Genomic DNA, 9,727 nt, shown 5'->3' on the forward strand with positions numbered 1-9,727 from the left:
GAGCCGTGGCCCGGACCGTGCGCGAGGTCGCCGACTACCTGGGCAACACGCCTGCGGTCTGCCGCGGCTCGTACATCAACCCGCGCGTGGTGGAGCTCTTCGAGGAGGGGCGCACCATCGCGGACTCGCTCCCGCTCATCGGCGCGGACGCCGGGGCGGGCCTCCCGGCGACCCACGGCCCGGTGGAGGAAGCCGTCCTGCGCCTGCTGGGCGGGGAGACAGGCTGAACGGGGGCAGGCTGAACGGGGGACCGCCGAAGGCGGCCGGCTCGACCGGCCCGGCGCCGGTCAGGACTGTGCGGGCCGGATCAGGCGCTCGTCCGGGATGACCGCGACGCCCACGATCTCGATCATGGCCTCGGGCTGCCACAGCGCGGTCGTGCCGATGCCCGCCATCGCGGGATAGACCGGGCCGGCCAGCTCGCGCCAGACCTCGCCGATCTCCTTGCCGTGGGCCTGGTAGTCCGGGATGTCGGTCAGGTAGATGGTGATGCTCACCAGGTCCTCGGGGATCCCGCCCGCCTCCGCGAGCGTCGCCAGCACGTTGCCGAACGCCTGGCGGAACTGCGCCACGATGCCGCCCGGCACGATCTTCATGTCCTGGTCGAGGGCCGTCTGGCCGCCCAGGTGGAGCGTGTTGCCGCAGAGCGTCCCGTGCGAGTAGCCGCTGGGCTTCGGCAGCGAGGGCGGATTGACCGGAACGGGGGCCGAGAAGGTCGCCATCGGGACTCCTGCGTCGCGCGAGGGGGTCGGGTCGCCGCCACCGTAGCATCTATTGACACTCTTCTGACGCTCGTAGAAATAATGAAATACAGCGCCGCGCCGACAGCGGCAGCGGCGGCTCAGCGGAAGGAGCGCCCGGTGCGCCTCGCAACAGTCAGCCACGCGGACCGCACGACCGCCGCCGTTCTCATCGACGACGTGTGGCGGGCACTGCCGGCCACCGACCTGTCCGCCTTCCTGGCGGCCCAGGGCGTGGCGCGGGCGGCCGGCCTGGCGGGTGCCGCGCTCGACGGCGCGGTCCCGGTGCTGCCGCTCCCCGCCCCGGCCAAGGTGATCTGCTGCGGCCTGAACTACGCGGACCACATCCGCGAGACCGGACGCGAACTCCCGTCCTTCCCCACGCTGTTCGCCAAGTACGCGGACACGCTCACCGGCCCGGCCGACGACGTCGTGCTGCCGCCGGGCCTGCAGGTGGACTGGGAGGCCGAACTCGCCGTCGTCGTCGGGGCCACCCTGCGCCACGCGGACCCGGACACCGCCCGCGCCGGGATCGCGGGGTACACCGTGGCCAACGACATCTCCGTACGCGACTGGCAGTACCGGACGCTGCAGTGGTTCCAGGGGAAGGCCTGGGACGGCTCCTGCCCGGTCGGCCCGGTCGTGGTCACCCCGGACGAGATCGACCCGGCCGCCGGGCTGGACGTCGTCTGCCGGGTGAACGGCGAGGAGGTGCAGCGCGACAGCACTCGCACCCTGGTCTTCGACTCGGCCCAACTGCTGGCCTACATCTCGACGTTCACGGTGCTGCGCCCCGGTGACCTGGTGCTGACCGGGACGCCCGGAGGGGTCGGCACGGCCCGCGAACCGCAGCGCTTCCTCGCCGACGGCGACGTCGTCGAGACCGCGATCGCCGGCATCGGCGCCCTGCGCAACACCGTCCGCCTCAAGGGCTGACGCGGTACCCCGCCCCCGCACCCCCCACGCACGAGGAGGAGCCTCCATGGACCCCACCCCCGGCAGCGCCGCCGACTACAGCTCGTACGTCCTCGACGGCGACAACTCGATGTACGCCACCGAGAGCGGCCTGGTCGTGCCGGTGGTGACCCGGGCCGGCAGCGAGCCGGGCGACACCGGGCAGTCCGCGGGCGCCACCCGGATCTCCGGCGTCAGCATCCAGCACACCCCGGCCACCCGGCTCTGGTTCGGGAAGGTCAGCAACGCGGCGGGCTACCGCTCCGTCCCGCACCACCACGGGGAGGCGGAGACCGGGGGTTACGTCCTCTCCGGCCGGGCCCGCATCTACTTCGGCGCCCGGTTCGAGGACTACATCGACATGTCCGAGGGGGACTGGGTCTTCGTCCCGCCGTTCATGCCCCACGTCGAGTGCAACCTGGACCGCAACAGGCCGCTCACCTGGATGACCACCCGCACCCCGGAGAACATCGTGGTCAACCTCCCCGAGGTCCCCGACGCGGACCTGCGCCACTGGCTGGACCGGCCCTGATGACCGACACCACCTCCGAGTACTTCAGCGCCGCGGTCACCCTCACCCCGGCCGAGCCCGAGCACTTCGACCTCGCCTTCACGGCGGTCACCCAGCCCTGCCCCTGGCCCAAGGCCTACGGCGGCGACCTGGTCGCCCAGGCCGCGGCCGCCGCCATGCGCTCCGTGGACGACGCCAAGGCGCTGCACTCCATGCACTCCTACTTCATGCGCCCGGCCGAGATCGGCGAACCGGTGCGCTACGAGGTCGAGTTGCTGCGCGACGGCCGCGGCTACGCCACCCGCCAGGTGCGCGGCTACCAGAACGGCAAGCCGCTCTACGTCTGCCTGGCCAACTTCGCCGCCGGGGAGGCGGGTTCGAGCTGGTCCGGCGAGCTGCCCGACTGGGCCGCCGGACTGGCGGACCCGGAACTGCTGCCCAGCTCCGCCGAGTACCTGGCGGACCGCTCCGGCGGCACGATGACTGCAGTCTCCAAGGCCTACTGGTCCTCGGGACGCAGCTTCGACATGCGGCACGTCCCCGGCCCCCTCTACCTGACCGTGGACGGGGAGTCGCAGCCCCACCAGGCCGTCTGGGTCCGGCCGTTCGACGCCCTGCGGCCGGTCGAGGGGCTGACCGACGCCCAGCGCGACGCCGCCGCGCTCGCCTACGTCTGCGACTACACGATCCTGGAGCCCGTGCTGCGCGTCCTGGGCCTGCCGTGGGCGCGGCCGGGACTGGTCACCGCCAGCCTGGACCACGCGATGTGGTTCCACCGCCCGCCCCGGGCTGGCGCGTTGGACGGCTGGCTGCTCTACGCCCAGCAGGCGGTCGCGGCGGAGGCCGGTCGCGGCCTCGGCGCCGGCCGCTTCTTCACCCCGGACGGCATCCACCTGGCCACCGTGGCCCAGGAGGGGATGATCCGCGCCTCCCAGGGAGGGACCAGATGAAGCTGTCACCGTCCGGGTACGCCGACACCTTCGCGCGCGACCACCTGCCCCCCGACGAGCTGTGGCCGGTGCTGGAGTTCACCACCGAACTGCTGCAGTACCCCGAACGCCTCAACGCCGCCGTGGAGCTGATCGACCGTCAGGCGGACGCCCTCGGCCCCGACCGGCCCGCCCTGCGCACGCCCGCCGGCGAGGTCTGGAGCTACGGCGAGCTGCGGCTGCGCGCCAACCAGGTGGCCCAGGTGCTCACCGAGGATCTCGGCCTGGTGCCGGGCAACCGGGTGCTGCTGCGCTCCCCCAACAACCCCTGGACCGTCGCGGCCTGGCTGGGCGTGCTCAAGGCCGGCGGCATCGTCGTGACCACCATGGCCGCGCTGCGCGCCCGGGAGCTGGCGCCGGTCGTCGAGAAGACGCGGCCGGCCGTCGCCCTCGTGGACCACCGGTTCCTGGACGAGGTCCTCGCCGTCCGCGACGGCGTCGCACCGGACCTCGTGGTCGTCGGCTACGGCGGCGCCGCGGACGGCGACCTGAGCCGGCGGTCCGCCGCCAAGTCCGGGCGGTTCACCGCGGTGGACACGGCCGCGGACGACGTGGCGCTGTTCGGCCCCACCTCGGGCACCACGGGCGTCCCGAAGGTCACCGTCCACTTCCACCGCGACCTGCTGTCCATCGACAACACCTTCGGCAGGTGCACCCTGCGGCTGCGCCCCGACGACCTGGTGGCCTGCACCGCGCCGCTCGCCTTCACCTTCGGCCTCGGCATGCTGGTGGTCTTCACGCTGCGGGCCGGCGCCTGCGCGTTCCTGACCGAGACGGCGACGCCCGCGGAACTGGCCCAGCTGGTGGCCGACCACGGGGTGACCGTGCTCGCCACCGCGCCGACGGCGTACAAGCAGATCGTCAAGTCCGGCCGGGTGCAGCAGCTTTCGGGCCTGCGGGTGGCGGTGAGCGCCGGCGAGCACATCGCGCCGGACGTGTGGGAGCGGCTGCGCGACGAGGTCGGCCTGCGGGTCGTGGACGGCATCGGGGCCACCGAGATGCTGCACATCTTCATCTCGGCGGCGGACGACGACATCCGCCCCGGTGCGACCGGCCGCCCGGTCCCCGGCTTCCGCGCCACGGTCCTCGGCCCGGACGGCGAGGAGGTGCCGCCGGGGGCCGAGGGACGGCTCGCCGTCATCGGCCCGGTCGGCTGCCGTTACCTGGACGACGAGCGCCAGGCCGACTACGTCGTGAACGGCTGGAACGTCACCGGCGACACCTTCACCCGCGACGCGGACGGCTACTTCTGGTACCGGGCCCGCAGCGACAACATGATCGTGTCCTCCGGCTACAACATCGCCGGCCCCGAGGTCGAGGCCGCGGTGGACACCCACCCGGACGTCGTGGAGTCGGCCGTGGTCGCCGCCCCCGACGCCGAACGCGGCTCCGTCGTCTGCGCGTTCGTGGTGCTCCGCGAGGGGGCGGCCGCGGACGCGGCGACCGCCAGGTCCATCCAGGACCACGTCAAGCAGCAGATCGCGCCGTACAAGTATCCGCGCGAGATCCGCTTCATCGACGCGCTGCCGCGCAATCCGAGCGGCAAGCTGCAGCACTTCAAGCTCCGCCGGATCGTGGAGGGAACGTCATGAGGATCGCGATCGTCGGCGGCGGCCCCGGCGGACTGTACTTCGCCGCGCTGATGAAGCAGCTCGATCCGGCGCACGAGGTCACCGTCTGGGAGCGCAACGCGCCCGACGACACCTTCGGCTTCGGCGTCGTCTTCTCCGACGAGACGCTGAGCGGCATCGACAACGCGGACGAGGTCGTGCACGCCACCATGGAGAGCCGGTTCGCCCGCTGGACCGACATCGACGTGGAGTTCAACGGCCACCGGTTCACCGTCGGCGGCCAGGGCTTCGCGGCGATGAGCCGCAAGGAGCTGCTGCAGATCCTGCAGCAGCGGGCCGCCGAGCTGGGCGTCACCGTGCACTACCGCACCGAGGCCCCGGATGTGGACCAGCTGCGGGCCTCCCACGACCTGGTGCTCGCCGCCGACGGCGTCAACTCCGCGGTGCGCACGAAGTACGCCGACGTGTTCCGGCCGTCGCTGGACCCGCGGCGCAACAAGTACATCTGGCTCGGCACCGACCTGGTCTTCGAGGCGTTCCAGTTCTTCGTCAAGCAGACGGAGTGGGGCACCATGCAGATCCACGGCTACCCCTACTCGGAGGCCGGCTCGACCTTCATCGTGGAGATGCACGAGGACGTCTGGCGCCGCGCCGGCTTCGACCGGACCGAGCACCAGGCGCTCCCGCCGGGCGCGTCCGACGCGTACGCGGTGGCGCGCATCGCCGAGATCTTCGCGGAGGAGCTGAAGGGCCATCAGGTCCTCACCAACAACTCGAAATGGCTGAACTTCACCACGGTCCGCAACGCCCGCTGGTACGACGGCAACGTGGTGCTCCTCGGCGACGCCGCGCACACGGCGCACTTCTCCATCGGCTCCGGCACCAAGCTCGCCATGGAGGACGCGCTCGCGCTGGCCGCCTGCCTGCACGAACGGCCCAGCGTGGCCGAGGCGTTGGCGGCGTACCAGGCCGAGCGCAAGCCGGTTGTCGAGTCCACCCAGCGCGCGGCCCAGGCGTCGCTGGAGTGGTTCGAGAACATCGGCATGTACGCCGACCAGGAGCCCGCCCAGTTCGTCTTCAACCTGCTGACCCGCTCGCGCCGGATCACCTTCGAGAACCTGAAGGAGCGCGACGCGGACTTCGCCGCCCGGATGGAGCGGGAGTTCGCGCGCAGCCAGCGGTCCGCCGAAGTGGCCCCGGCGATGTTCCAGCCGGTCCGCATCGGGGAGTTGGAGCTGAAGAACCGCGTCATCGTCTCCCCGATGGACATGTACTGCTCCGTGGAGGGCGTGCCGGGCGACTTCCACCTGGTGCACCTGGGCTCCAAGGCGCTGGGCGGCGCGGGCCTGGTGATGACCGAGATGGTCTGCGTCTCCCCCGAGGGACGGATCACGCCGGGCTGCCCGGGCCTGTGGACCGACGAGCAGCGCGACGCCTGGCGGCGCGTCACCGACTTCGTGCACGCCCGCGCGACCGCGAGGATCGGGCTGCAGCTCGGCCACTCCGGGCGCAAGGGGTCGACCAGGCTGATGTGGGAGGGCATGGACGAGCCGCTGCCGGAGGGGAACTGGGAGGTCATCGGCCCGTCGGCGCTGCCCTACGGCCCCGGCTGCCACGTCCCGCGCGAGGCGACGCGGGCGGACCTGGACCAGGTCGTCGCGGACTTCACCGCCGCCGCGGAGCGCGGGGTGGCCGCGGGCTTCGACCTGGTCGAGGTCCACGCCGCGCACGGCTACCTGCTGTCGTCCTTCCTGTCCCCGGTCGCCAACCGGCGCACCGACGAGTACGGCGGCAGCCTGGAGAACCGGCTGCGGTTCCCGCTGGAGGTGTTCGACGCGGTCCGCCGCGCCGTCCCGGACCGGATCCCGGTGACCGTCCGCATCTCGGCGACCGACTGGGTCCCGGACGGCAACACGGACGAGGACGCCGTGGAGATCGCCCGCGCCTTCATCGCGCACGGCGCGGCGGCGATCGACGTCTCCTCGGGCCAGGTCACCAAGGACGAGCAGCCGGCCTTCGGCCGCTCCTACCAGACGCCCTTCGCCGACAAGATCCGGCACCGGGTGGCCGGACCGGCGGGCGTGAAGGTGATCGCGGTGGGCGCCATCTCCTCCTACGACGACGTCAACTCCATCCTGCTGGCTGGCCGCGCGGACCTGTGCGCCCTCGGCCGCACCCACCTGTACAACCCGCAGTGGACGCTGCAGGCGGCCGCCGAGCAGGAGTACCGGGGTGCGGGCGCGCAGTGGCCTGTGCAATGGGAGGCGGGCCGACGCAAGCCCCCTGCCTCGCGCACCGACCGGATCCCGCCGCGGCTGTCGCTGCTGCGCGAGGGCGCGGGGGCCGCGGGGAACGCGGTGCACCTGCGGTGGACGCCGCAGCGGACCGCCGACCCGGCCCCGCGATCATCGGCGCTGGAGCGTCCGCCATACTCGGTCCGATGAGCGAGAGCAAGGAGACCAGACCCGCCGCGGCAGGCCGTTCCCGGACGGTGCTGGTGAGCTTCCTCGGCGCGATCGTGCGCAAGATGGGCAACTGGATGCCCATCGCGGGCACGGTGGAGCTGCTGGCGGAGTCGGGCCTGGACGCGGCCAGCGTCCGCACGGCGGTCTTCCGTCTCAAGAAGCGCGGCTGGCTGGAGCCCGAGTCCCGCGCGGGCGTGCGGGGGTACGCGCTGACCCCCGCCGCGCTGGACGCGCTCGCCTCCGGCGACGAGGTCATCTGGCACGCGCGGCAGCCGGCCGATCTCGGCGACGGCTGGTGCCTCGTCAACTTCTCGGTGCCGGAGTCCGCCCGTGCCAAGCGGCACCAGCTGACCGCCCACCTGACCTCGCTCGGTTTCGGCAACATCGGGTCCGCGGTCTGGATCGCGCCCGCGCGGATGCTGTCCTCCGCCCAACGAGCCATCGAAGAGCTGGAGTTGACCGGTCAGTGCGCGGTCTTCGTCGGCGCCTACGCCGCCGGGCAGGACCTGGCGGCCATGGTCCGCAACGGCTGGGACCTCGACGGGATCGACCGCCGCTACCAGGAGTTCATCGCGGACTACGCGGCCGAGGCCGACCGGCTCGCCAGGGCGGACCATGTGGACGGCAGGCACGCCTTCATCACCTACCTGTCGGTGGTCGACCACTGGCGCAAACTGCCGTTCCGCGACCCGGGCCTGCCGCCCGAGGTGCTCACCCCGGCCTGGAACGGCCCCGCCGCCGTCCGCCTCTTCGAGCGCCTGGTCGCCTCCCTCGAAGGCCGCGCGCTGGCCCACGCCGCCGCCTACTGGCACACCCGGCCCCGCGCCGCCGCAGCAGCCGCCGGTGCCAACGGCCGGACACCGCGCTCTCGTTGACGAACCGCCGCCGCCCGACCCGCGACCGGCGGACCCTCCCGACCGCGCAGCGCGCGAGCGGGACTGAAACAGGGGCGGGGCCTCGACCGGAAGGTAAGAATCCGCACGCGTCGCACCACTTGATCGCATGCGACCGGAAGCGCCGGTTCCGGCCTTGACGCGCGGAGAGGTGACGGGCGGTCAGTTCTTAACCAGGGGTTCGACCCGGCGACACCCTCTTGTCCTGTGGTGATCAACCTCGCTAGCGTCCGGGGCCATTGCCACCCCGGATCGGGGAGGCAACAAACCCCCACGAGGGGACGGCCTTTCGGCCGTCCCTCGCGGTCGCACCTGCTCCGCCCCTTGACCAACCCTTCTCAGGAGGCAGTTCGTTGCGCACCACCCCGATAGCCGCCACCGCCCGTCGCGCCGCCATGCCCCTGCTCGGCGCCGCCGCCCTGGCCACCTCAGGTCTCCTCGCGGCGATGCCCGCGCAGGCCGCCGGCCACGGCGTCACCTGGTCCCGCGCCTGCGCGGTCGACCTGACGCCGGGTCACGCGTACTGCAACGCCCTGCACGTGACCAGCACCGTCGAGCACGTCAACGCCAAGGGCGTGACGCCCAACGCCACCCCGTCCGGGTACGGGCCGAGCGACCTGCTCAGCGCCTACAGCCTGCCGGCCAACGGCGGCGCCGGGCAGACCGTCGCCATCGTCGACGCCTACGACGACCCCAACGCGGAGTCGGACCTGGCCACCTACCGCTCCCAGTACGGCCTCCCCGCCTGCACCACGGCCAACGGCTGCTTCAAGAAGGTGGACCAGAGCGGCGGCACCAGCTACCCGCGCAAGAGCACCAGCTGGGCCGGGGAGATCTCCCTCGACCTGGACATGGTCTCCGCGATCGCTCCGAACGCCCACATCATCCTGGTCGAGGCCACCAGCGCCAGCATGACCAATCTGGGCGCCTCGGTGAACACCGCCGCCCGCCTGGGGGCGACCGAGATCTCCAACAGCTACGGCGGCTCCGAGTCCTCCTCGGACACCGGCTACGACAGCACCTACTTCAACCACCCGGGCATCGCCATCACCGTCTCCTCCGGTGACAGCGGCTACGGCGTCCAGTACCCGGCGGCCTCGCCCTACGTCACCGCCGTCGGCGGCACCTCGCTGAGCAAGGCGTCCAACGCCCGCGGCTGGAGCGAGAGCGTCTGGTCCACCTCCTCGACCGAGGGCGCCGGCTCCGGCTGCTCCGCCTACGAGCCGAAGCCGACCTGGCAGACCGACAGCGGCTGCGCCAAGCGCACCGTCGCCGACGTCTCCGCCGTCGCCGACCCGGCCACCGGCGTCGCCGTCTACCAGACCTACGGCGGCACCGGCTGGACCGTCTACGGCGGCACCAGCGTCGCGGCCCCGCTGGTCGCGGGCGTGTACGCCGACGCCGGCAGCCACTCGGGCGTCCCGGCCGCCAAGGCCTACGCCAACCCGGGCGCGCTGAACGACGTCACCACCGGCGCCACGGCCAGCTGCTCCCCGGCCTACCTGTGCTCGGCCGAGACCGGCTACGACGGCCCGACCGGCCTCGGTACCCCGAACGGCCTGACCGCCTTCACGGGCTGACCCGCCGACCGGGACCACCGATGG

General features: G+C 72.6%; 8 protein-coding genes and 1 pseudogene. 8 read left to right on the forward strand and 1 reads right to left on the reverse strand.

What is annotated here, in order from left to right:
* Window positions 1-227: pseudogene (locus ACFP3V_RS19295) on the forward strand (DNA topoisomerase IB); the annotation flags it as partial.
* Window positions 228-287: 60 nt separating this feature from the next.
* Here the strand turns inward: ACFP3V_RS19295 and ACFP3V_RS19300 are convergent.
* Window positions 288-722: a RidA family protein gene (locus ACFP3V_RS19300; protein ID WP_380585065.1), complete on the reverse strand. Its 435-nt coding sequence runs from the start codon at window positions 720-722 to the stop codon at window positions 288-290.
* A gap of 138 nt (window positions 723-860) precedes the next feature.
* Between ACFP3V_RS19300 and ACFP3V_RS19305 the strand changes: the two genes are divergently transcribed.
* The 7 genes from ACFP3V_RS19305 to ACFP3V_RS19335 all read left to right on the forward strand — a co-directional run bounded on the left by ACFP3V_RS19305 (window position 861) and on the right by ACFP3V_RS19335 (window position 9,703).
* Complete coding sequence (locus ACFP3V_RS19305) at window positions 861-1,676, forward strand: fumarylacetoacetate hydrolase family protein (RefSeq protein ID WP_380585067.1); 816 nt, start codon at window positions 861-863, stop codon at window positions 1,674-1,676.
* Between the two features lie 46 nt (window positions 1,677-1,722).
* Window positions 1,723-2,226 (forward strand): cupin domain-containing protein, encoded by a 504-nt coding sequence (locus tag ACFP3V_RS19310; protein WP_380585069.1) that lies wholly within the window; start codon window positions 1,723-1,725, stop codon window positions 2,224-2,226.
* A complete protein-coding gene (locus tag ACFP3V_RS19315; RefSeq protein WP_380585071.1) occupies window positions 2,226-3,155 on the forward strand; it encodes an acyl-CoA thioesterase in 930 nt (309 codons plus the stop codon). Before ACFP3V_RS19310 ends, ACFP3V_RS19315 begins: the two co-directional genes overlap by 1 nt.
* Window positions 3,152-4,786, forward strand: a complete 1,635-nt coding sequence (locus tag ACFP3V_RS19320) for an AMP-binding protein (protein ID WP_380585073.1) — start codon at window positions 3,152-3,154, stop codon at window positions 4,784-4,786. The genes ACFP3V_RS19315 and ACFP3V_RS19320 overlap by 4 nt, the downstream gene beginning before the upstream one ends.
* The gene (locus ACFP3V_RS19325) at window positions 4,783-7,209 is read left to right on the forward strand and encodes a bifunctional salicylyl-CoA 5-hydroxylase/oxidoreductase (RefSeq protein WP_380585075.1); all 2,427 of its coding nucleotides are present in this window, start codon (window positions 4,783-4,785) and stop codon (window positions 7,207-7,209) included. The genes ACFP3V_RS19320 and ACFP3V_RS19325 overlap by 4 nt, the downstream gene beginning before the upstream one ends.
* Window positions 7,206-8,105, forward strand: coding sequence for a PaaX family transcriptional regulator (locus ACFP3V_RS19330; protein ID WP_380585077.1), 900 nt, complete (start codon window positions 7,206-7,208; stop codon window positions 8,103-8,105). Before ACFP3V_RS19325 ends, ACFP3V_RS19330 begins: the two co-directional genes overlap by 4 nt.
* A 371-nt stretch (window positions 8,106-8,476) precedes the next feature.
* Complete coding sequence (locus ACFP3V_RS19335; RefSeq protein ID WP_380585079.1) at window positions 8,477-9,703, forward strand: S53 family peptidase; 1,227 nt, start codon at window positions 8,477-8,479, stop codon at window positions 9,701-9,703.
* The last annotated feature ends 24 nt before the right edge of the window (window positions 9,704-9,727 follow it).

Origin of the sequence: Streptacidiphilus monticola, from assembly GCF_042658505.1 — a bacterium.
GTDB lineage: Bacteria > Actinomycetota > Actinomycetes > Streptomycetales > Streptomycetaceae > Streptacidiphilus > Streptacidiphilus monticola.

Excerpts from the sequence above, each read along its gene's own strand:
- ACFP3V_RS19310 (WP_380585069.1), top strand. The coding sequence starts at position 1,723 with ATGGACCCCACCCCCGGCAGCGCCGCCGACTACAGCTCGTACGTCCTC.
- ACFP3V_RS19330 (WP_380585077.1), top strand. The coding sequence starts at position 7,206 with ATGAGCGAGAGCAAGGAGACCAGACCCGCCGCGGCAGGCCGTTCCCGG.
- ACFP3V_RS19320 (WP_380585073.1), top strand. The coding sequence starts at position 3,152 with ATGAAGCTGTCACCGTCCGGGTACGCCGACACCTTCGCGCGCGACCAC.
- ACFP3V_RS19315 (WP_380585071.1), top strand. The coding sequence starts at position 2,226 with ATGACCGACACCACCTCCGAGTACTTCAGCGCCGCGGTCACCCTCACC.
- ACFP3V_RS19300 (WP_380585065.1), bottom strand. The coding sequence starts at position 722 with ATGGCGACCTTCTCGGCCCCCGTTCCGGTCAATCCGCCCTCGCTGCCG.
- ACFP3V_RS19325 (WP_380585075.1), top strand. The coding sequence starts at position 4,783 with ATGAGGATCGCGATCGTCGGCGGCGGCCCCGGCGGACTGTACTTCGCC.